20 protein-coding genes are annotated in these 23,609 nt (G+C 41.8%); 5 read left to right on the top strand and 15 right to left on the bottom strand.

Features of this window, described 5'->3' with window-relative positions:
• Nucleotides 1–761: 761 nt before the first annotated feature.
• The 10 genes from glyS to rpsU form a co-directional block, all read right to left on the bottom strand.
• Nucleotides 762–2,840 carry a glycine--tRNA ligase subunit beta gene (glyS, locus tag EKM82_RS00565; RefSeq protein WP_125766386.1) on the bottom strand — a complete coding sequence of 693 codons (2,079 nt, stop codon included), beginning with the start codon at nucleotides 2,838–2,840 and terminating at the stop codon, nucleotides 762–764.
• A complete protein-coding gene (gene glyQ, locus EKM82_RS00560) occupies nucleotides 2,841–3,758 on the bottom strand; it encodes a glycine--tRNA ligase subunit alpha (RefSeq protein ID WP_125766385.1) in 918 nt (305 codons plus the stop codon).
• A gap of 873 nt (nucleotides 3,759–4,631) precedes the next feature.
• On the bottom strand, nucleotides 4,632–5,405 hold the full coding sequence (gene recO, locus EKM82_RS00555) for a DNA repair protein RecO (protein ID WP_225419623.1): 774 nt from the start codon (nucleotides 5,403–5,405) through the stop codon (nucleotides 4,632–4,634).
• Entirely contained in the window at nucleotides 5,402–6,307 is a 906-nt protein-coding gene (era, locus tag EKM82_RS00550; RefSeq protein ID WP_125766384.1) for a GTPase Era, read from the bottom strand. The genes recO and era overlap by 4 nt, the downstream gene beginning before the upstream one ends.
• Nucleotides 6,308–7,081: 774 nt before the next feature.
• Nucleotides 7,082–7,486 (bottom strand): cytidine deaminase, encoded by a 405-nt coding sequence (locus tag EKM82_RS00545; protein WP_404802886.1) that lies wholly within the window; start codon nucleotides 7,484–7,486, stop codon nucleotides 7,082–7,084.
• Nucleotides 7,487–7,497: 11 nt separating this feature from the next.
• Nucleotides 7,498–7,896 (bottom strand): diacylglycerol kinase family protein, encoded by a 399-nt coding sequence (locus EKM82_RS00540; RefSeq protein WP_125766382.1) that lies wholly within the window; start codon nucleotides 7,894–7,896, stop codon nucleotides 7,498–7,500.
• Nucleotides 7,880–8,356 carry an rRNA maturation RNase YbeY gene (gene ybeY, locus EKM82_RS00535; RefSeq protein WP_125766381.1) on the bottom strand — a complete coding sequence of 159 codons (477 nt, stop codon included), beginning with the start codon at nucleotides 8,354–8,356 and terminating at the stop codon, nucleotides 7,880–7,882. The genes EKM82_RS00540 and ybeY overlap by 17 nt, the downstream gene beginning before the upstream one ends.
• Nucleotides 8,356–9,342, bottom strand: coding sequence for a PhoH family protein (locus EKM82_RS00530; protein WP_225419622.1), 987 nt, complete (start codon nucleotides 9,340–9,342; stop codon nucleotides 8,356–8,358). The genes ybeY and EKM82_RS00530 overlap by 1 nt, the downstream gene beginning before the upstream one ends.
• A gap of 796 nt (nucleotides 9,343–10,138) precedes the next feature.
• A complete protein-coding gene (locus EKM82_RS00525) occupies nucleotides 10,139–10,585 on the bottom strand; it encodes a GatB/YqeY domain-containing protein (RefSeq protein WP_125766379.1) in 447 nt (148 codons plus the stop codon).
• Between the two features lie 219 nt (nucleotides 10,586–10,804).
• A complete protein-coding gene (gene rpsU / locus EKM82_RS00520) occupies nucleotides 10,805–10,984 on the bottom strand; it encodes a 30S ribosomal protein S21 (protein WP_125649759.1) in 180 nt (59 codons plus the stop codon).
• Nucleotides 10,985–11,194: 210 nt separating this feature from the next.
• Here rpsU and EKM82_RS00515 point away from each other — a divergent pair, with 210 nt between their 5' ends.
• The 5 genes from EKM82_RS00515 to EKM82_RS00495 all read left to right on the top strand — a co-directional run bounded on the left by EKM82_RS00515 (nucleotide 11,195) and on the right by EKM82_RS00495 (nucleotide 18,254).
• Nucleotides 11,195–12,013, top strand: a complete 819-nt coding sequence (locus tag EKM82_RS00515; protein ID WP_125766378.1) for a pyruvate, water dikinase regulatory protein — start codon at nucleotides 11,195–11,197, stop codon at nucleotides 12,011–12,013.
• A 40-nt stretch (nucleotides 12,014–12,053) separates the two neighbouring features.
• Nucleotides 12,054–12,860 (top strand): Cof-type HAD-IIB family hydrolase, encoded by an 807-nt coding sequence (locus EKM82_RS00510; RefSeq protein ID WP_125766377.1) that lies wholly within the window; start codon nucleotides 12,054–12,056, stop codon nucleotides 12,858–12,860.
• Between the two features lie 483 nt (nucleotides 12,861–13,343).
• The gene (locus tag EKM82_RS00505) at nucleotides 13,344–14,423 is read left to right on the top strand and encodes a bifunctional glycosyltransferase family 2/GtrA family protein (protein ID WP_125766376.1); all 1,080 of its coding nucleotides are present in this window, start codon (nucleotides 13,344–13,346) and stop codon (nucleotides 14,421–14,423) included.
• Nucleotides 14,410–16,380, top strand: coding sequence for a glycosyltransferase family 2 protein (locus EKM82_RS00500; RefSeq protein WP_125766375.1), 1,971 nt, complete (start codon nucleotides 14,410–14,412; stop codon nucleotides 16,378–16,380). The genes EKM82_RS00505 and EKM82_RS00500 overlap by 14 nt, the downstream gene beginning before the upstream one ends.
• A gap of 26 nt (nucleotides 16,381–16,406) precedes the next feature.
• The gene (locus EKM82_RS00495) at nucleotides 16,407–18,254 is read left to right on the top strand and encodes a glycosyltransferase family 39 protein (RefSeq protein ID WP_125766374.1); all 1,848 of its coding nucleotides are present in this window, start codon (nucleotides 16,407–16,409) and stop codon (nucleotides 18,252–18,254) included.
• A gap of 220 nt (nucleotides 18,255–18,474) precedes the next feature.
• On the opposite strand, the gene hemH is transcribed toward EKM82_RS00495, so the two are convergent.
• The 5 genes from hemH to msrA form a co-directional block, all read right to left on the bottom strand.
• Entirely contained in the window at nucleotides 18,475–19,419 is a 945-nt protein-coding gene (gene hemH / locus EKM82_RS00490; protein ID WP_125766657.1) for a ferrochelatase, read from the bottom strand.
• A 148-nt stretch (nucleotides 19,420–19,567) separates the two neighbouring features.
• The gene (locus tag EKM82_RS00485) at nucleotides 19,568–20,485 is read right to left on the bottom strand and encodes a deoxyribonuclease IV (RefSeq protein ID WP_125766373.1); all 918 of its coding nucleotides are present in this window, start codon (nucleotides 20,483–20,485) and stop codon (nucleotides 19,568–19,570) included.
• 23 nt (nucleotides 20,486–20,508) lie between these two features.
• Entirely contained in the window at nucleotides 20,509–21,387 is an 879-nt protein-coding gene (locus EKM82_RS00480) for a YitT family protein (protein ID WP_125766372.1), read from the bottom strand.
• A 129-nt stretch (nucleotides 21,388–21,516) separates the two neighbouring features.
• Nucleotides 21,517–22,338: a ZIP family metal transporter gene (locus EKM82_RS00475; RefSeq protein WP_125766371.1), complete on the bottom strand. Its 822-nt coding sequence runs from the start codon at nucleotides 22,336–22,338 to the stop codon at nucleotides 21,517–21,519.
• A 416-nt stretch (nucleotides 22,339–22,754) separates the two neighbouring features.
• On the bottom strand, nucleotides 22,755–23,276 hold the full coding sequence (msrA, locus tag EKM82_RS00470) for a peptide-methionine (S)-S-oxide reductase MsrA (RefSeq protein WP_125766370.1): 522 nt from the start codon (nucleotides 23,274–23,276) through the stop codon (nucleotides 22,755–22,757).
• Between the last annotated feature and the right edge of the window lie 333 nt (nucleotides 23,277–23,609).

The raw sequence follows: 23,609 nt of genomic DNA, 5'->3' as shown, positions 1-23,609 counted from the left end.
TATCATTTGTGATGATTCGCATTAAAGTAGTCGTGCTTCCCATGAGCTAATTAACTTAAAGTTACTTCAATAAATATCTGCTCAAGTCGCTCCTTGTTTAGTATCGGCAGGAGCCCAGCGATTTTGTGAGCGTGGAACATGGCCGACATTGGTTTGAGCTTATTACTACGCAACAATCTCAAACACAAGTCTTATTCTAAGTGGCCTAGCCACAAAGAATAATTTGGCCATTGACGCCAATCGCTGGGTTCCTGCCTGATTTGATAGTTTAATTCAGCACCACTGGTAGAAAAACGGATTGATGTGAACTAATATTTTGAGTGACAAGTATTATGGGTTTTAGAAATCGGTGTAAAAGGTAAAGTATCAATTATCTATTTGAATCTTCCTATTCAGATTTAATCACTGTCTAAATTAGTCGAGTTAGCCCACTATATCTGTCTCAATCACTAACAAAAGTAAAATGAGCCAACTCAACTCCAGACGGAATGGAGGGATCTTGTTGTCAGCCGCGAAATTATCGTTGGTGCTTTAGCACTTACGATAAGCCTCGAATTTGAGATTTTCGTAGAAAAGCTCAAATCGACGGCCGCCGCGTTCCACAACAAGCAGCCCGCAATGGAGTCAGACTCAATTCCGTTTGATCATTTTCACTAAAGTTTTAGACTTTCCAAGAAGAAAAAAAGAGGTTAGCCCAATTAAATCGTCGGACTAACCTCGCAACTGATACTGTTATACAGCATCAGCGGTAACTATTTACCTTATTTAACAATCAATTCTTGTAAATCACCAAACACTTTAATCAAGCGTTGTAAGATCAATAATTGATTCAAACGATTACGACGAATCTTCTCATCATCAGCCATAATCATATTTTCTTCGAAGTAACTTTCGATGATTGGCCGTAAGTCGCGCATTTGTTGATAGTTCTGTTCAACCGTTTGCTGTTTGAAGTCGGCTTGTAATTCAGTAACCGCATCGTACAGTGCTTTTTCTGAAGGGTTCTCGAACAAGCTTGGGTCAATCTTGATTTGATCAGGCTTGCTATCGATTTTATTAGCCAAGCGAATTACTCGGGTCAACGCTTCAATAGTTGGCTTGAAATCTTGATCCTCCCGGTGAGTATTCAAGGTTGAAGCAACTTCGTCAATCGTTGTTGGATCGAGATCATTGGAGTTAGCTACGGCATCAATAAAGTCATGGCGCAAATGTTTCTCGCCAAAGAGTTGCCGCATCCGATCACCGAAGAAACGTTGAACTTCCGCTGGATTCTTCTGCCAGTCAATCTTGAAGGTCAAATCATTCTTCTTCAAGGAGCTAGCGATTTCTGCTTGTAATTCGGCCAATGATAAGTGCCAGTGGTTGGCTAACAGAATCCGCACAATCCCGTAAGATTGCCGCCGCAAAGCGTACGGATCGTTGGAGCCATTAGGAATCATGCCAACTGCGAAGAAGGCCAAAATCGTATCAATTTTATCAGCAATTGCTAAAGTCGCACCAACTTTGCTGGCAGGCAAATCACCTTCAGCAGAAGTTGGCATGTAGTGTTCGCGAACAGCTTGCGCAACCACGGCGTTTTCACCAAAGATTTTAGCATAAATCTCGCCCATGACCCCTTGCAATTCAGGAAATTCGCCAACCATACCAGTGACAATATCAAACTTGTAAATGTGACTAGCACGATTCAAGTCGCTTAATTCGTTTTCTGATAAACCGAAGACGTGGCCTAAGCCAGCAGCAATCACACTAACCCGCTGCATTTTTTCATACATCGTCCCGATTTTATCGTGGAAGGTGACTTTCTTCAATTTCTCAACGTAATCATGAATTGATAACTTCTGATCTTCTTCAAAGAAGAACTTGGCATCATCTAACCGCGCTACTAAAACTTTCTCATTTCCAGCAATCACATTATCCAAGTACTCATGATTACCATTACGAACACCGATAAAGTTTGGTGCTAACTTACCAGCTTGATCGCGAACGTAGAAATAACGTTGGTTGTCTTTCATCGAAGTAATCAGCACTGGTTCAGGAACGGCCAAATACTTAGGATCGAAGTGGCCCGCAAAAGCGGTTGGGTATTCAACCAAGTTCACAACTTCTTCTAACAAATCAGGATCAAGGTCAACACGCCAATCATGCTTGACAGCTAAATCATGAATTTGTTCTTCAATAACAGCTTGGCGCTTAGCCATATCCGCAATTACAAAAACTTTAGCTAGATCAGCCTCATAGTCTTGGGCGGTAGCAATCTCAATTTCATGGCCTAAGAACCGGTGACCTTGCGTGGTCCGCCCAGCTTGGACGTCAAGAATTTGCATGGGAATAATTTGGTCATCTAATAAACTAACAATCCAATGAATCGGCCGAATGTATTCGAAATGATTGGTACCCCACTTCATCCGCGTTGGGAAAGTGAGTCCCATGACGATTTTCTTCAATTCCGGCAAAATTTCCGCCGTTGGTTGACCAACAGTTTTCTTCTCAACGAAAACATAAGGTTCACCTTTGAAATCTTTGAATGTAATATCTTCTGGTTGGACACCTTGACCACGCGCAAAGCCTAAAGCTGCTTTAGTGAAATGACCATCGGCATCCAAGGCGATCCGTTTAGCTGGTCCCTTAGCTTCTTCAACCTGGTCTGGCTGACGATCAGCCAAACCAGTTACCATAATCGCTAAGCGCCGTGGTGTGGCAAAGGGTTTAATTTCATCATAAGTTAAATTTTGTTCTTTAAAGAAAGCAGCAGTTTTGTCCAACAATTGCATCACACTGGGGCGAACAACATGAGCGGGCATTTCTTCCAAACCAATTTCTAATAAGTAGGTCGCTGTCATTTATTTATCCTCCCCGTCTTTTTCGGCTTGTTCTTGGGCGTGTTGCAACAATGGGAAGCCTAACTTCTCTCGTTCGCCAACAAAAGCCTGAGCAATTTTATGGGCTAAGTTACGAATTCGTGATAAGTAACCGGCCCGTTCAGTAACGGAAACAGCACCGCGGGCATCCAACAAGTTGAAGGTGTGGCTGCATTTCAAAACATAGTCATAAGCTGGGTGAACTAAGCCTAATTTAATTAAGCGCAAAGCTTCTTTTTCATAGTCGTTGAAGAAGTTCAGCAACATCGCTTGGTCGCTTTCTTCAAAGGCGTATTTAGAATGTTCATATTCTGGTTCCTTGAAAATATCACCGTATAAAACGCCATCGCCCCATTGTAAATCAAAGACAGAATTAACGTTTTGGATATATGAGGCCAAACGTTCAACCCCATAAGTGATTTCGGAGGTGACAGGATCAACGGTTAAACCGCCGACCTGTTGGAAATAAGTGAATTGAGAAACTTCCATCCCATCAAGCCAAACTTCCCAACCAACACCGGCACAGCCCATTGATGGGTTCTCCCAGTTATCCTCAACGAAACGAATATCATGTTCCAAAGGTTCAATACCTAATTCCCGCAAACTATCCAAGTAATATTCTTGAATATTCTTAGGTGAAGGCTTCATAACCACTTGAAACTGATGATGCTGGAACAACCGGTTGGGGTTTTCGCCGTAACGACCATCAGCTGGCCGCCGTGATGGTTCCACATATGCGGCATTCCAAGGTTCAGGACCAATTGCCCGCAAGAAGGTATAGGGCGACATCGTGCCGGCACCTTTCTCATTATCATATGCTTCCATCAATAAACAACCCTTACTACCCCAGAAACGCTGTAAGGTCAGAATCATTTCTTGAACATTCAACTGCTTAACCATATTCCTTCACCTCAACTATTTTTTCACAAAAAAATCCCTTGCCACTGCACCAATGCAGTCACAAGGGACGATAAATTATCGCGGTTCCACCCTAATTTAGATAAGAGTGCTAAAAATGGCGGTCAGCTGTTGAGCATTAATGTCAGTTAGCGAATAATCCTGAAAGGATTGTTTGCTAACTGCGCATTAAGCGGAAACAGTTGCGATTTTTAGCACGTTTCAGAAGTCAAACTCCCGACCTCATCTACACTTGATTAACTTCCACTCCTAGGTGCCAGCAACATCAATTGTGTTCTTGCACTATCAACACTCGCTTAAAGACGTCATTCTGCCTGATCATTGTGAAATTGGATTATTCAGTTCGTTATTACTCTATAATTAAACCATGAGTTTGTCAAGAGCAGAGTGTGAGGACTGGTGGTCTTTTGGCGTAGTACAATTTCGAATGTTTACATGAGCTGGTGTAACCAGATCGTGTGAATATTCAAATTGTACCTAGCCATTTACCAGCCCGAACACGTTTGAATACTGAACTCACCAATTTTAGTATCATGGAATTTGTTGATCACAGACAAAATTGGCGTTAAGTCTTCCCCAATCCGGAGAGGTGGTTGCTGGGCGATTTTGAGGGCGTGGAACGCCGTGGCCGTCGATTTGAACCAATTACAAACCAAATTGTTTCAAATACGAGGCTTATTCTAAGCGATAAATCGCCAAGAATAATTTCACAGCTGACGCCAATCGTCCAGCAACCACCTATGGAAACTAACAGAATTAATCACCACTAATCAGTTTAGTGTTAAAGCCAACAATTACGACGCCGATAACCAGCCAAACTTCTTGATCAGCACCAAACTGACTAAAAAGAGTTTGCTACTTTTTCAAGCGATTACTGTTACTAGTTAATTCATCAAGAAAAACCTTGCTCTTCAGCTTCAACCCTACTTGATCCGCATAAATATGATCAAGAATTCGTTGCAGTTCACGTCTAGTCAGATCACTTAATTGTACTTGACCAATTTGTTGTGGTTGCCAAACAGATAATCGTTGCAACAACGCCACTGCTTTAGGCCGCGCATGGAGCCGATAAGGATCGCGATCCCAATGATTTTGGCATAACAGCCCACCTAAGGCTTCTGAATAATCCAAAGGTAAATCATTGCGTTGGCAAATCACACAGCCTTGCAAATACGGTGCCACACCAAATTGACCTAATAGTTTCACTTCAACCAAATTCGTGAGTAATTGTGCGTCAGCTTGATCGTCCATGCGCTCTAAGGCAGTCTGGGTCAGATCATAAGCACGCCCGACTGGATTACCTTCAGGAAAAGCCGCCGCCGTTAAAGTTAGTAAGTATGAGGCGTAAGCTTGCAGTACCAAGTCACTACTAATATGGCGCCACATTTTAGTACTTTTGGTGGTGGTCAAATAAGACAAGCCATCAGAATTGATCCGACCAACATAATCCGCCTCAGTAAACGGCAGAATCGCACTGGTCATTTTAAAGCCGCGTTTCTTAGCCCCACGAACCAAAAACATCTTCGGTCCGAAACGATCCGTTAAAATCTGAACCAGTAAATCGCGCTCTGAATAATCGCGACGGTACATCACCATGCCGCGAAATTCAGCGTCACGCAACCAACTCAATTCTTAAGATCGCGTTGGTCGTAACCGGCCCGCTTCAGGAAGAGTGGGTTGTCACGCCAATTACGCTGAACTTTGACTTGTAACTTCAAGTTCACCTTTTCGCCTAAAAGTGGTTCAATTTCCCGGCGTGCGCCAATGCCAACATGCTTGATCATTGAAGCGCCCTTGCCGATTACAATCCCCTTTTGACTTTCGCGATCAACGAAAACAGTCGCATTAATAACTAACTTGCCATTCTCATGGGTGTTCATGTCTTCAACAACCACGGCGACTGAATGAGGAATTTCATCACGCGTTTGCAACAATAATTGCTCGCGAATTAATTCAGCAACCACGAAATATTCTGGATGGTCAGTCAATTGATCATCAGGATAGTATTTCGGACCAGCTGGCAAATAGTGTTTGATTTCTTTGACTAATTCATCAACATTATTGCCCTGAGTGGCTGATAAGGGAATGATTTCCGCAAAGTTTGCCAAAGTTCGATATTCATTGATCAGTGTTAATAAATCATCAGGATGAACTAAATCAATTTTATTAATGACTAAAAATAATGGTGTCTTGATATTTTCCAACTTTTCCAAGATAAAGCGATCGCCAGGGCCAATTTTATCCATCGCGCCAGTCATGTAAATGGCAATATCAACTTCGCTCAAAGTCGAAAATGCCGCTTGATCCATATAATTATCAAGGTCATTTTTAGGTTTATGAATCCCCGGTGTATCTAAAAAAACGATTTGAGCTTCGTCATCAGTGATCACACCTTGAATTTTATTACGGGTGGTTTGCGCTTTAGGCGACATGATTGCAACTTTCTCACCAATAACACGATTCATTAATGTTGATTTACCTACATTAGGTCGGCCCAACAAAGCCACAAATCCGGATTTAAATTCTGCCATTTCTGTTCATCCTTTATGAATGCTCGTGATTCGCAAATCACGCTAGTACCACTTTGGCACTGCATTTTATTTTGATACCAATTGCTGGTTTAATTATACCACGTGTTGTATCAGGGCTTTAGTGATTCCAACAAATATTGGATTGATGCTTGAATTGATTGTTAATTAAAGTGTTAAAACGGAATTGAGTCTGACTCCATTGCGGGCTGCTTGGCGTGGAACGCGGCCGGCATTGATTTGAGCTTATTGCTGCGCAACAATCTCAAATACAAGCCTTGTTCTAAGTGGCCCAGCCACTAAGAACAATTTGGCGGCTGACGCCAAGATCCCTCCAGTCCGTCTGGAGTTGAGGTGGTGCACTTTATCTTTATTGGTGTTTAAGGCAGTGATAGCAGGATTCAGTGACTCAATTTAATCAGTAGTAATAGTTGAACAGTAACAAAAAAAGCGGTGTGACAACCTCCTTCTCATTAGAGATTGTCACACCGCTTTTGTTTTACCACAATCTGGTTCGGCCAAATAGTGGTGCTCAATTTAGTTAGTTTTATCAGGTGGTGGCGGCGCAATTGGCATCAACCATGAAATTATACTTAGTGCTTTAGCACTTAGTATAAGGCTTGTATTTAAGATTTTGTGCAACAAAAGCTTAAATCAATGCCCATGGCGTTCCACGCCACTCAAATTGCTCCGCCACCACCTTTTCAATTTGGGAAGTCTTAACACCGACTTTGTTCTGAACTAATAAATTCATCGCAATGACGCAGTACTTAAATGCTATTCATCAACCCGATCATCATTAAGGAAAAAGGCAAATGGTAAAACTTCTTTTAATGGCAAAGTTTCGGACTTGCCATGTAAGTTCGACAAAGTCACGCTAGCATCAGCTGGCATAAATTCGGTCATCACTTGACGACAAGCACCACATGGCGAAACTGGTCCCTTCGTGTCGCCCACAACAGCAATCGCTTTTAAATGTCGATAGCCAGCAGATACGGCCTTGAACATGGCTACTCGTTCGGCACATAAGCTCATACCATATGACGAGTTTTCAATATTACAGCCGGTATAAATATGACCATCATCAGTCAGTACCGCCGCACCAACAGCAAAATGTGAATATGGCACGTAAGCTTGTTCGCGAGCTTGGCGTGCGCGCTCAGTTAGTTCATCCATCCTAATCAGGCTCCTCTTTATGCGAATATTTTCCAAAGATAAGGCACAAAAATTATTAAACCAACAATGACGGCTAACAAACTCGCAACCAAGACAATCGCCGCCGAAACATCCTTAATGTGCTTGGCCATTGTATCGTACTGCTTTGCCACTAGTAAATCAACTATATATTCGACAACTGTATTCCAAAGTTCGGCAATTAAAACGATAAAAATCACACTGACGAGCCAGAGCCACTCTGTTTTGGCAACTCGCAAAAGAGCACTGAGGACAATCACCACCGTCGCAATTGCAAGATGGCGCTTAAAATTGCCTTCATGTTGAAAGGTAAAACTCAATCCCTGGGCCGCATGATGAAACGATTGCCAAAAGGAATGATTTTTACTGGTCTGGGGTTTTTTAGCGTTTGAGGCCATAATTATCCAAAATTTTCTCTTGCAGGCCGATCATCACTTTCTCATCTTCAGGGTCAATGTGATCGTAACCATTTAAATGCAAGAATCCGTGAACCAACGTATAACCAAATTCGCGATCAAAACTATGACCGTAATTTTTAGCTTGTTCAGCGACATAATGTGGCGCAATAATCAAATCACCAATATTGCGGGGAATATCGAATTCATCTGCCAATTCTTCAAAATTTGGCAGATCAGATTCGTCGTCTTCAATGGCGAAACTAATCACATCAGTGGCCCGATCTTTTTGGCGGTATTCACGATTAACTCGTTGAATCTCGTCGTCACTGACCAAACTGATCGACATTTCTGTGTCGGGCGCCTCATCCAATTCTTTCGCAGCAAATTCAATTAAATCGCGCATCCATTGTTCACGATCTGTTGGCACAAGTTGGTCATCATTAATAATTTCTAAATTCATTATTTTCTTAGCTCCTGATCATATTTTTGATAAGCATCAATGATTTGGGCGACTACCGGATGACGGACCACATCCGCTGAGGAGAAATCAATGAAACCAATATGTTTGACTGACCGCAAAATCTCGCCAGCCTGCTTCAGCCCACTTTTCTGATTATGAGGCAAATCAACTTGCGTCAAATCCCCATTAACGATCATCCGTGAATTCAAGCCTAACCGCGTGAGAAACATTTTCATCTGGGCCGTCGTCGTATTCTGAGCCTCATCCAAAATCACGAAGGCATTTTCCAAGGTCCGACCACGCATATAGGCTAACGGCGCAATTTCGATAATTCCCCGCTCCAACAACCGATTGGTCTGGTCCTGGCCCAGCACAGTATAAAGGGCATCATAAATTGGCCGCAAATAAGGATCAATTTTTTCTTTCAAATCACCAGGCAAGAAGCCTAAACTTTCACCGGCTTCGACTGCGGGCCGCGTTAAAATAATCCGCTCAACTTCATGATTCTTTAACGCCGCGACTGCTAAAACAACCGCCAAGAAAGTTTTCCCAGTACCAGCGGGGCCAATGCCAAAAGTAATATCATTGTGCCGCACTAATTGGACATATTGGCGTTGACCTAAGTTTTTCACGCGAATCGGCCGATGGCGACTATCCTTGATCAGCACTTCGTTGTACATTTCGCTGAAATAGCTAATCGTGCCCTTCTGCGCCATTTTAATTGCACTGCGCACGTCAGAAGCAGTGATGGTAATATTATGCTCACTAACGTCACTCAGCTGCGTAAAAATCGCTAAAACTTGTCGGTCAGCCTCAGCGGGACCAGTGACAATGATTCGGTCAGCAAAGGCACGCAAAGAAACTGACAATTCATCTTCAATAATTCGTAAAAATTCATCATTAACACCAAGCAAGTTGACCGCCTGCTCAGGTTCTTTTAAAACAAACGTCTTTTCTTCGACGGCTTGATTAGTTGCTTCGGTCAAGAAATTCGCTCCTATCGTAAAGTCACTGATAACAGTGATTGAATACTTAAATTTTAGCACATAATGCATTAAGTTGCGAAGCTTGGCGGGTTTTTGACGTAGTACAATTTCGAATATTTGCAGGAGCGACCCCGTCGATCATGTGAATATTCAAATTGTACCTAGTCATTTGCCAAGCGTAGCACGATTACTCAAGTTGCGAAAACTAGCGGGCTTTTGGCGTAAACAACAATTTCATTAAAAAGTTTTGAAACAGAATTGAGTTTGACTCCATTGCGGGCTGCTTGGCGTGGAACGCTGCCGGCATTGATTTGAGCTTATTGCTAACGCAACAATCTCAAATACAAGCCTTGTTCTAAGTGGCCCAGCCACTAAGAACAATTTGGCGGCTGACGCCAAGATCCCTCCATTCCGTCTGGAGTTGAGGTGGTTCACTTCAGTTTTGTTAATGATTAATGCACTTCAAGCGGGATAGATCAACTTAACTTCGATTGTTATCATAACTAAACTGTATTATAAAAAGCCCATCTGACAGTCTCTGGTTTTATCCAGAAAGTTTGTCAAACAGGCTCATTAGTTTACCTCAATCTGTTTTTCTAAATAGTGCTGCTCAATTTTGTTAGTTTAATCAGGTGGTTGCTGGGCGATTGGCGTCAGCTGTGAAATTATTCTAAGCAATTTATTGCTTAAAATAAGCTCAAATCGATGGCCACGGCGTTCCACGCCCTCTAAATCGCCCAGCAACCACCCTCCCAAATTAGGACAGTCTAAGCACTGTTTAAAGCAAACAGTTTTTTTACTTCGACAATGCTGCCTTAACAAGTTGGTTGACCTTTGCGCCGTCAGCACGACCCTTAACTTTAGGCATCAGTGCTTTCATGACGTTGCCCATATCTTTCATTGAGCTGGCGCCAACTTCACTGATGGTTTCATCAACAACTTTAGCCAATTCCTCATCAGACAAAGCGGCTGGTAAATATTCTTTAACAATTTCAATTTCGGCTTTTAATTGATCGGCCAAGTCTTGACGACCAGCATTTTCAAATTCAACCAATGAATCTTGGCGTTGTTTTAATTCAGAAGCGACGACAGCTAATTCGTCATCTGGTGTTAATGCTTCGTTCTTCTTAATTTTGGCGTTCATCAAAGCAGACTTAATACTCCGAATTACGGCTAAACGAGTTTTGTCCTTGGCCTTCATTGCTGCCTTCAGATCTTCCATGATTTTTGCGTTAAAATCCATTGTAGTACCTCCTGAATGATTGTGGGTTTGTGGAAACGTGCAAAAACAGACAGCCAACTCCGCTTAAAATCATTTTACCAATCAGCCAAAATCGGCTAATTTGGTAAAATAACTTTAATGCTCATTGGCTAACCGTCTATTTTTGCACTCTAAAAAAAGAAATACCCCCACAGTCGTAAGATCACAATGTGTAATCCCAAAACTAAGGGGGTGAATTCATTATCTAAACTTCTTACGCTTCCGAGCAGCTTCGGATTTTAATTTACGTTTAACGCTTGGTTTCTCGTAAAATTCTCGTTTCCGGTATTCTTGAAGTGTACCGCTTTTAGAAACAGAACGTTTAAAACGTCGAAGAGCATCATCAAGTGACTCGTTGTCGCGAACAATTGTCTTAGCCATGTTGATTTCCCTCCTTCCAGTTTCCATGTAACTACCCAAGTTCAGCGCCATTTTTAGTGCATCCCATAAGCGTTCTTGTTTATTATAGCGAAACATTAAAATGCGGTCAACAATCTTTCTCAAATTTACAGCAAAAATCGTGATGAAAGCGCTGAATATGCTATGATAGAGACAATAAAACAAAAAATATTTTTTTGAGGATGAGGTCATATGGCAAAACCAAAGACACTTTATGTTTGTTTAATTTCTGATTCAGTTGGCGAAACGGCTTTTAAATTAGCCCAAGCAGTCATGGTTCAATTTCCCGATATCAAACCAATGTATGAACGGTTCCCCTTTGTCACCAATAAAGAAAAAGTTGACGATTTAATCAAAACGGCTGTGGAACGACACGCTTTAATTGCCCATACGGTGGTCACCAAGGACCTAAGTGATTACATTCAAGCGCAGGCAGCTGCCAATGGCTTGGTGGCAATTGATTTGATCTCACCAATGATCAATGCCATTAGTCAGCGCTTTGATTTAACGCCGACTCACGAAGCCGGCGCCGTCCATCACTTAACTGAACATTATTTCGATCGGATTTCGGCAATGGAATTTGCGGTGCTTTATGATGATGGCAAAGATCCTCGTGGTTTTCTTGAGGCAGATGTGGTTCTCTTAGGCATTTCGCGGACCTCGAAGACACCACTGTCGTTATTCTTAGCTAACCGGAATATTAAGGTGGCTAACTTGCCGATCGTCCCTCAGGCCCACATTCCTGACGAAATCTATCAAGTGGACCCTCATAAAATTATTGGCTTGACCAATGACCCGAAAGTTTTGAATAACATTCGTCGTGAGCGGATGATTGCTTATGGTTTAAATCCTGACACTACTTATTCTGATTTAGACGCCATTAAAAAAGAACTGAATTTTGCCCAAGACCTTTACCAAAAATTAGGCTGTTATGTTATTAATGTGGCCAATCGCTCGATTGAAGAAACAGCAACCTTGATTCTTGAGAAACTTGGGTTAGACTCATATTAACAGATTTGTTTAATCAGCCAACCTGAAGGGAGTCTTAAGCGTGACTTTGAAATTAATTGCCGTTGATATGGATGGTACTTTTCTGAACACCAAGCGTCAATATGACCACCAACGTTTTACCCAGATTTTGGCAAAATTGCAACAACGCGAAATTAAATTTATCATTGCCACTGGCGATCAGTACGCCCTACTACAGGACTATTTCTCGAAACAATATCAAGAGATGAACTTTATTGCCGAAAACGGCGCTAATATTTATCTCGGTGAACAAAATATTTTCCAAAGTGAAATCAAACATGAATTAATGTTGAAAGTAACTGAATTATTGACTGACCATTTTCATCCCCGGCCACTAATTGTTAGTGGTGCGCAAAGTGCCTATGTTGCGGCCAATACTTCCGAACGACTTTTTGCCACCGTTAAATCTTTTTATCCGGCCTTAGAACGAGTAGCTGAATTTGCCGAAATCGAGGATCGGGTGTTAAAAATTGCCATGTCTTTTCCTGACAACGAGCGCAATCACGCCAAACAATTACTGGATCGTGAACTTGACGGACAACTCACTATGATTCCTAGCGGCTTCGGTGACATGGATATTAACTACCCAGGGATCAATAAGGCCAATGCCCTTAAAAAACTAGGCCAGCGTTGGCAAATTGATACCACGGAAATGGCTGCCTTCGGTGATGGCGGTAATGATATTGAAATGCTGGCCGAAGTCAAGTACAGCTTTGCCATGGCTAACGCCGACCAGCAAGTCAAAAAAGTAGCACGTCAAGTAATTGGTGACAATGATTCACCAACTGTTTTCGACACAATCGAATCCCTACTTGATCAAGAACTTTAACCTCACATCAGCTAAGTCGCTAATATGAGTGATTCATATAAAAATCGAACATAATCGTACTCGCCTCTAATTCTTAGCTGGCCAGTACAAATCTAAAATACCGAACAATTCGAAAAAGAATTGCTCGGTATTTTTGTATGAACTGACGGCAATGATTTTGAAAGGAAGGTTGTTTTGATCTATCCAAAAAGTAGCTGCAGGAATTGTTATTATTTTCCCATAGCTTCACAAATTATTGACCATTGATTAGTCTTCATTTAGCAACAGTGACCGCTTTCAAGAATAAATGCAAGATTTTAAAACAATCAATTCACTATTTAATTATTAAATAAGTGCTGATAAATAAAGTCTTTTAGATATAATCATTTACAATAACTCCTAAAATGTGAATTAATTCCGAATAGCATTTATTTGTTTCAACTAATGACTTATACTGAAATAAGTTTGTTTAATTATTTCACATTATGAGTAGGAGTTTTAGTCATGAAACAAGTTGGTATTCTTATTCCAGCCCTGAATCCTGATCAACGTTTAAGCACACTCATTCAAGAATTGCGCGATAAATTGCCAGCAACTTTACCGATTTTAATTGTTGATGATGGTAGTGACCGCGACCATCAAGCTATTTTTGCAACGATTACCCAGCAGTACCCAAATCAAATCAAGATTCTGCATCACGACCAAAATAAAGGTAAAGGCGCCGCTTTAAAAACCGGCTTCACTTATTTTCAGCAGCATTATCCAACTTTAAATGGGATTGCGACCATTGACGCTGACGGTCAACACACCGCGAGTGCTTTGCAAAGTTGTCTGGATAATTTCCAAAAAAATCCTGACAAATTAGTACTTGGTGTGCGGCGTTTTACTGGTAATGTCCCTTGGCGCAGTCGCTTTGGTAATCGGCTGACCAGTCAATTAGTCAAGCTGGTCACCCAACAAGAAATTTCTGACACACAAACTGGCTTACGAATCATTCCGAGTGCTTATATCCAGCAGCTCATTCATTTTCCTGGCGAACGCTTTGAATTTGAATTTGAGATGTTGCTTCAAGCCCGCAACTACCAAATTCAAATCACGGAAGAACCGATTCCCACAATTTATTTGGCTGGCAATAAATCCTCCCATTTTCGCGTGATTCGCGACTCAATTGCTATTTATTCGAAATTCTTTAAGTTTGCGCTAAGTGGCTTACTATCATTTCTAATTGATATTGCCTTCTTTAGTCTTTTTTTGTTTATTTTTAAAAGTCATTCGACGACTGGAATCTTTATGGCCACGATCATGGCCCGTTTTCTTTCGGCAATCGCTAACTACCAACTGAATCATCATTATGTTTTCGATCATGCTGGTGAACGAACCTTGATTAAATACAGCGCCCTCTTTGTAATCCAGATGTTAGTTTCCGCTGGTTTAACCAGCCTGATTAATCAAGTGCTTGTTGGTAACAGTGTTGATTGGCTAACGGTCGTCGCCAAAATGGTCGTCGATTTTGCGCTTTTTGTGATCAGCTACCGAATTCAGCGCGATTTTATTTTTAAGGATGGCCACCATGCCACGATTTAAAAAATTTATTTATTTTTTAGCGATTGTGCTCTCGCTAATTTATTTGTTTTGGCGAGTTTGTTTTACAATTCCTTGGCATGCCAATCTATTGACCTTGATTTTCGCCTTATTATTAGTTGGCAGCGAATTGATTTCAAGTTTCACGGCCTATGTAATTATCATCTTCCGGTTAATGCAGCCTAAGCAAAACAGCCAACCCGTGATTCCCACCTATCCTGCCGAACAGCCAATTCCGGCAATTGACGTGATTATTGTCACCCATAATGAAGAGCTAGCCTTACTGCAAAAAACGATTAATGGTGCTAACTTCATGACCTACCCCGATCAAGATAAAGTTCATATTGTAATTGCTGATGATGGTAATCGACCGGAAGTTGCCCAACTTGCCAGAAAATATCACGCCCAATACGTGACCATGACAGATAATCATCAGGCAAAGGCGGGTAATATCAATCATGCCCTGGCCGAACTTCATTCTCCGTTATTCGCGATTTTCGATGCTGATATGATCCCCTTTAGTAATTTCCTTGACAGCAGCGTCCCTTTTTTTATGAAAAATTTCGTTGATCGGCAAGAAAACCCCCAGCATGTCCGGCCATTGGGATTCGTGCAAACCCCGCAAAGTTTTTATAACGCCGATATTTTTCAATTCAATTTATTTTCCGAAAACATTGTCGCCAATGAGCAAGATTTCTTTTCTCGTGATATTAACGTCCTAAATGGCAGCAATGAAACGGCGCTGTTCACTGGCTCTAATGCAGTTTTTCTCCGGCAAGCCGTTGATGAAGTTGGTGGTTTCCCAACCGATACAATTACTGAAGATTTCGAATTAGGGACCAAAATCAACATGGCCGGTTATACCAGCATTGCCACCACCGAGCCAGTTTCTAGTGGCTTAACCCCAGTTGATATTAAAGGTGTCATCAAGCAACGCACTCGATGGGCGCGCGGCGTGATTCAAAGCTGTCGTAATTTACACATTTTTATCAACCCCAACTTATCTTGGAAAAATCGGATCATTTTAATTAATACTTATCTCTACTGGTGGACTTTTGCCAGACGTTTAATTTACATTGCGGCGCCGTTACTTTATGCCCTTTTCAAGATTCAGGTGGTCAATGCCAACTTCTGGGTGCTGATGCTAATTTGGGCCCCAGGTTATTTTCTACTCCATTACGTTCTTGGCAACACTTCTAGTAAGATCCGCAATGAGCGTTGGGGTGAAATCCAAGAAACTTTCTTCGCACCTTATTTATTTCTGCCAGTTTTATTAGAATCAATTGGCATCAAGGCGAAGAAATTCAAAGTAACTGAAAAGAACGTTACTTTCTCTTTAAAAGATTATCTTTATATCATTCCTTATTTTGTCCTCTGGTTGTTGACGCTGATCGCCATCATTAAATTTAATTATGGTAAATGGGGTTCGGAAATCATTGTTGGTAGCGTGATTACTTTTTGGTTGGTCATGCATTTTATTAACCTTAGTTTCTGTATTTTCATCGCCACTAAACGGGATATTTATCGAAAAAGTGAACGGTTTCCGCGAGTGACTTCGGGCAGCTTGACTAATGGCGCCACCGGCCAGCAACTGAATTTCACAACGCGCGACGTTTCTGAAGGTGGCTTTTCCTTACAATTAACGGCTAATCAGGAAACGTTAACAGTTGGTCAACAATTCCAAGGCACAATGTTGCGCCACCAGACACCAATTCACTTTGACTGCCAAGTCGTGCGGGCCGTGACAACTGATGAAGTCCCTTGGTATGCGATGACGATTAAGATAACCGACTTTCGCAGTCAAAATCAGTACCTTGAGCTGATTCATAACGGTGGCAATCAATTATTGCCTAAAGCGCAAGATTCGTGGATCACCCCACTCGACGAATTACACATGAATGTCATTTTACGTTTGAAGAAAATTGAACGCGATTTGATGCATTTTTTACATCAAGCATGAAAATTGGTAAATAGTGGTGAAATATTTTGGTTATTCTCGGTTTAATACTTTTTCTAATCGCACAAATTGGTTACAGTTCGACGCTGCGGCAATTCAGCTTTAACAAATATGGTGCTTGGATTCTGGGCATGTTGCTACAGATTCTAATCCTTTATTTTTTTGCTATGGTCAATTTATTAAATTTTGCCCTGAAAGGCATCGTCTTTTTGGGCATCTGCTTAGTTTTGGTGGAGCTTGTTTTAACTGTGACTCACCACAATCAAATTAAATTTGAAGGTTTGCATTACTTTGACGTGTGGATGCTGAGTATCGGCATTATTTTAGGTCGGGTTTTATGGCACAGCCCGTTGATTCATTATGACAATTACTCTCACTGGGCTTTGATCGCAAAGTTTTTGTTATTTAGCGGGCATTTACCGACGGCTGCTGACTCATTAATTTCTTTTACCGCCTATCCTCCAGCTACAGCCCTTTTCATCACCGCTTTCAGCAAATGGGTGGGTTTTAGCGACGGTGCTTTATTAGTGGGCCAATTTTTATTGATCTGGGCCTCATTGTACGCACTTTTTGCGGTACTTCGCGATCGAACCCGGGCTTTAAATGGCTTCATCCTTTGTTTTGCGATTGCGGTGATTAATATTTTCAATATTGCCATTCGCATGAATAATCTCTTAGTCGATTTTGTATTGCCAGTGGTGACTGCAGCCGCCATCGCCACCATTTACGCTGAAAGAGCGCAGATTTACCGCCAATATTTCAGTGGCAGCGTCTTTATGAGCGTCCTTTTGCTGACCAAAAATTCGGGGACAATGTACGTCATCATGATAGCTTGCTACTTAGGCTATCTCACCATAACGCAACCACGCGGCCAACGCCTGCGACAAAAATTAGCGCATTTCCTGGCGACTTTATTAAGTCTGGGGCTTAGTTACCTGCCCTTTCTGTGGTGGAGTTGGCACGTCAAAACCACTTTTACCAAAGTTGCCAAACATCAAATTAGTCGCCAGGCTTATCAACAACAGCTCAGTCACGAAAGTCGATCCGTTATCCTGAAAATCGTTCATCAGTTCTGCCAGCAAGTTTTTAGCCTTGATTCTCTATCAACGCAGGGTGTGATTTTAATTAACCTACTGTTACTGATCAGCTGGCTCATTATTCGAATTATTATTCATCAAAAAAATAATCTTGGCCAGGTTTTATTGGCCCTAGATTTAAGCTTTATCCTTTATTATTTCAGTGTTTTAGCGATGTACTTGGTTTCCATGCCTTATGCAGAAGCCATCAAGCTGGATGGTAGTGAACGTTATTTGGCCAGCATGGTGGTTTTAAATCTGTTGCTGGCGGTAATGGCCCTGGTTGTCGCCATAGATCATGCTTTTCATGAGCAAAACATTTCCCGGCGCGACTTGCGTTCCTTCCATTCAATTATCACCAAGAATATTTATCAAATTACCGCGCTAGGTCTGATGATTTTCTCGGTTATTCTGATGTTCTCTGAAATCAATGGCATTGAATACAATAACACCTTAGGTCAGGAACAACTTCCGGTACAATTGAAGAAAATTGCTCCGCAGCAAACCAAGTTAAATCACCATAAAATCCTGTTGGTCGATCCGCATTTGACCGATGTTGATAATTACTATGCAGGTTATGTCGGTCGTTATTATTTCTTCACTGACCAAGTTGTCGGCCAAGAAAATTTCATGATGTCACCCGCTCGTTTTAAACAAACCCTTCAGACTTATCAATACGTTGCTTTGCCGGAATGGCATCGGACCTTTACTGTGATGCTGGACAAAACATACCATCAGCAATATCGCACCGGTTTCTTTAAGGTAACGCCGACTGGTTTGGTTAAAGTTAGTCCTAACTGATAGCCATCATAAAAACCAACCTCTCACAGGCAGTTTTGAGCTGGTCAGTAGAAATGTTTTTCTAAAATAAAACGAGCTTTCGCGGTTGAAAAGTGTTCTTAAAAAGCAACTAGTTCCACTTAACATCAAAATAACGAACAATTCTGCTAAAGAATTGTTCGTTATTTTTTTTAGATTGGTTTTTAATCAAAAAATGGTTCGCAGCGAATCCATGAAACAGCTAAATCATTAGGGTGTCTTTAATGACCTGTGCAAAATCAGGATCATCATTAAACGGTGCTAAATAAGTGAAGTGCTCACCACCATTAGCCATAAAATAGCCTTTGTTCTCATCTTCTAATTCAACAATTGTTTCCAAACAATCAGTCACAAAACCTGGCGCCACAATCAAAATTTTTTTGATTCCCTGTTTTGGTAACTCCTTCAAAGTTGCATCAGTAGCTGGTGTTAACCAAGCGGCGGGGCCAAATTTTGACTGATAAGTTTGATAATAAGGCAGTTTAGTAGCAACTTGGGCCATAATCAATTTAGTGGTGGTGGTACATTCATCAGGATAATGATCACCATCAGTCACATACGACACTGGAATGCCATGATACGAGAAAACAATCGCATCAAACGACTGTTGGCCCAATGCCGTTTTAATTTTAGCTGCAAAAAAGTTAATGTAAGCTGGTTGATCGTAATAAGAACGAATAAACTTCAAATCAACAATCGCGTCATGCCGCCGAAAGTAATTGACCACACTGTCAAAAACGGAGCCAACTGTGGTCCCTGAATATTGGGGATACATGGGCACGACGGTTAAATCATTCACGCCTTGAGCCAACAAATCGTCTAATGCCTGTTCAATGCTGGGATCACTATAAGACATCCCCACAGCCACCTGATAATCTGGCAATAATTCTTGTAAATTTTGTTGTTGGGCCAGCGTATAGTTCAACAACGGAAAGCCATCAGCAGTCATAATTTGTTCGTATAATTTAGCCGATTTCTTGGGCCGATTCGGTAAAATCATCGTCCGCAAAATAATTTGCCACAAAATCGGATTGGTTTTAATAACGCGTCGATCTGAAAGAAATTTCTTTAAAAATTGTCGCACTGCCGCCGGCGAATCGTCTGCAGGTGTACCCAGGTTAACTAATAAAATACCAGATTTTTTCAAAAGTTCCATTCCTTTTTAGTCATGATTAATATCTTTGCTAGCTAGTTAAATGCCTAAAACTATTTAAAAACCGAGCAATTCTCATTGGGAATTGCTCGGTTTATTTAATAATACACAACAACACTTTTTTGAAGCAAATGGGCCCTGCTTAAACCAAGGCATTAGCCCGCAATTTTGTGATCATTTCGGGATCAAATTTTTGCGCCCGCAGCATGGCAATTTCGGCAGCATAAGGTGCAATGGTGCCTTTAGCATCATCAGTCACACCAACGTATGGTGTTTCCATGATCTTCGGAACCGTGGTTAATTGGGGATGGTGGGCAACGTGATTTAGCGCGTTAAAACCAATCGTGCCAAAGCCAAGATTCGTGTGGCGATCCTTGTGACTACCTTGAGGATTTTTAGAATCATTTAAATGAATCACACTTAAGCGATCCAACCCAATAATATGGTCAAATTCATTCAGCACGCCATCAAAATCGTCTTTGATATTATAACCAGCATCACTGGTATGGCAAGTATCGAAAGTGACCGACAACTTATCATTGTTTTGGGTGCGGTCAATAATTTGCGCCAACTCGTCAAAAGTCCGGCCAACTTCAGTTCCCTTACCAGCCATAGTTTCTAAAGCAATCGTGGCGTGTTGGTCAGCACTTAAAATTTGATCCATGGCCTGGGCAATTTGAGTAATGGCTGCATCGGCGCCAGCGCCAACATGAGCGCCGGGATGGAAACTAATCGCTACCGCCCCTAAAGCGTCAGCACGACGGACTTCTTCTTGCATGAAACCAATCGCAAACTCCAGTGACTCAGGCTTTTTAGTATTGCCTAAATTAATAATGTAAGGCGCGTGTACGACGATACTTTTAATGCCGTCTTTTTCAGCTAAGGCTTGTCCAGCAGGAATATTTAATTCCGCAATGGGTTTCCGCCGGGTATTTTGCGGTGCGCCAGTGAAGACCATCATTGCATTTGCTTGGTAAGAAGCCGCCTCTTCAACAGCACCAACTAACATTTTTTTACCACTGAGACTCACGTGTGAGCCAATTAAAAGTTCATCTGACATAAGCAACCTCCCTGAATAAATTGTTATTCGACTTTAGGTTCGTAAAAATGACCGAGAATCTTAAAGGATTCGGTAATGCTAACGAAAGCGTAAGGATCAGAAGCACGCATCGCGTCTTCCAAATCGTGCATCTCGTAGCGCGAAATAATCGTAAACAAAATCGTTTTCTCTTCGTGCTTGAAGGCACCCTCAGCATCATGAACAATCGTGATCCCCCGCCGCATTGAGCGTTGAATTTCATTGACCACTAACTTCGGTTGGTTGGTCACAATCATCACTTGCAACTTCTGATGACTAGTATAAACCATGTCAATTACCTGACCATTAATGAAGATGCCAATTGCACTATAAAGCGCGTGAACCCAGCCGAAAACAAATCCGGCCGCGGCAATAATGATCAAATTGAAAAAGATATTAATGGTCCCCATACTACGACCGGTTTTCTTACGCAGGACAATCCCAATAATATCCAGACCACCGGTTGAAATATCATTCTTCAAGGCCATGCCGGTTCCAAAACCGTTGATCAAACCACCAAAAATCGCACAGACAATGGGATCAAACGTAATATGAATTGACGGCATCAAATGCATCATGATCGTCGACAACAAAACGGCCACAAACGTAAAGAAGGTAAAATGATGGCCAATTTTGAACCAAGCCAGAATAAACAACGGAATATTTAAGCCAAAGTATAAGATTGGCGTGGTAATGGGAATCGGTGATTTTTCGGTGATACTGGCAATAACCTGAGCCGCACCAGTGATCCCGGAAGAATAAATCTTCCCTGGGGTCCAAAAGAAATTTAAGGCAATTGAAACCGCAATTGCATAAAAAAACGCCATGGTTAACTTCGATAAGTTAGAATGACGTCTCATCATTTTGTCAATATCTGTAAACATTGATGATTGGGTCCTCTCTAAGGTTCATAATGTGCCATTATTGTAACACAATTCGCAAAAGAATAGGCGACAACCGTCAGTTTTTTTACAGGCAACCACCTAAAACTTGGCTAGCTTTCTTAGGCAACTTTAGCCTAAGGCAACGTCGAGAACCATCATCAGAATAAAACCGCTCATCACGCCAAGAATAGCCATGTGACTATGACTAGCGGCCGATTCTTTCGCTTCTGGGATCAATTCTTCAACGACCACGTAAATCATGGCTCCCGCTGCGAAAGCCAGTGCGTAAGGCAGAATTTTGGTCATAGAGCTGACTAATAACGCACCTAGGATTCCGGCGAAGGGCTCGACTAGCCCGGAAGCCTGACCGTAAAAGAAGGCCTTTGCTCGACTAGTACCTCCCTGGCGCATTGGAATTGAAACAGCCGCGCCTTCTGGGAAATTCTGAATCCCGATTCCTAAGGCAACTGACACGGCGGCGGCCAAGGCAATTTTCGGGTCAGCTGCTTGGCTAACTGCGCCAAACGCCACCCCGACGGCCAAACCTTCAGGAATATTGTGTAAGGTAATTGAAAAGACCAGTAAGATCGTCCGCCGCAGATAATCAGGGAACCCCTGTTTACTATCGGCCGCCTGAGTGATCACCAACTTGGGCAACAACAAATCGGCGGCGTACAAAAACAGACCACCAGCCGCAAAACCGATCGCAACGACCAACCAAGGGATACTATCATTTGCTTCGGCTTGGGCAATCGCCGGATCCAACAATGACCAAAAACTGGCCGCAATCATTACCCCTGAAGCAAAACCCAGCATTAAATTCATCACATTCTGATTAATACTTTTAAAGAAAAAAACTAGCGCAGCACCTAATGCCGTCATTAAGTAGGTAAATAGTGTTCCTAACAAGGCTTGTTGCCAGGGCGCTAAACTTACGAAAAACTCGACCATCGATTCCACTCTCCTTAATTCAACTCTATCATATTCAGCGTTGAATTAACAAAGATATTAGCTGCTGGCAATCATTTAATTAGGGAATGCTAAAATATGCGTAGTCTGACTCTGTTCCGGGCTGTCTGAAGTTAAGTTTGAATCTTATTCAAACTTTGATGATTCAGGCAATTGCCGTAGAATCGCCAAAATTGATGTCATATGTGATAAACAAATCATCTAAAAAATGTTTGCCAATCTCTGATTATCAAGAGAAATTGGCAAACATTTTTTATTTGGCGCTATAACTTTTTTCGAATAGTGGGATTCATTTCGAGATTTTTCTTAGATAAAGAACAAGGTTTAAAACGACAAACTAGCCAAGCTAAACTATTGGTTAACAGCTCGTGTGAAATGGCGTCTTTTTATTTAAACTTTTACTTCGACCAATGTTCCTTAATAAACTTTTCCCGACCACCGGCTTCTTCTAATTGCATCCGTAATGGATCTTTGCGGTAGAAGTCTTGATGGTACTCTTCGGCCGGATAAAATGGCTGAGCTGATTCAATTTTTGTGACAATTGGTTCCTTGAAACGACCAGAGGCAGCTAAAGCCGCACGAGAAGCCTCCGCTTGCTGGCGCTGTTCATCATTAGCGACGAAGATCACCGGCCGATAATTATCGCCACGATCTTGGAATTGACCCATAGCATCAGTCGGATCAGTCACCTGCCAATAAATCTGCAGTAATTCGGGATAACTGATTACTTCAGCGTCAAACTCAATCTGGACAGCCTCAGTATGTCCAGTTGTGCCCGAGCAAACTTGCTCATACGTCGGATTGACCACGTGACCGCCAGTGTATCCAGAAGTCACTTTGATAATACCAGGATATTGATCAAAGGGATGAACCATGCACCAGAAACAGCCACCCGCAAAAATTGCACTTTCTTTTTTCATAAAAATGGCCTCCATCTTCGTCTAATTCTTACTTGATAGTCTTTATTAAAGGCGTCTCAACTGGAAAAGTCAATCATTTGAATTTTGCACAATCGATTTATAGTTGACTAGCTAATCTGAATCAGTTGTAGGCAGAATGGCGGACAACTCCGTTGCGGCCGTCGGGTTGTGGAACGTTGCCGGGATTGATTTGAGCTTATTGCTTTGCAACAATCTCAAATACAACCCTTCTTCTAACCGCTAAAGCGGCAAGAAGAATTTGGCGACTTACAACCCAGCGACCTCCACTGCGTTTAGAACTAATTTAGTTCAATGTAAATTTGATTGATTTCA

It is taken from the genome of Lapidilactobacillus wuchangensis, assembly GCF_003946645.1.
Lineage (GTDB): Bacteria > Bacillota > Bacilli > Lactobacillales > Lactobacillaceae > Lapidilactobacillus > Lapidilactobacillus wuchangensis.
This window is presented reverse-complemented; position numbering and strand designations above follow the sequence as displayed.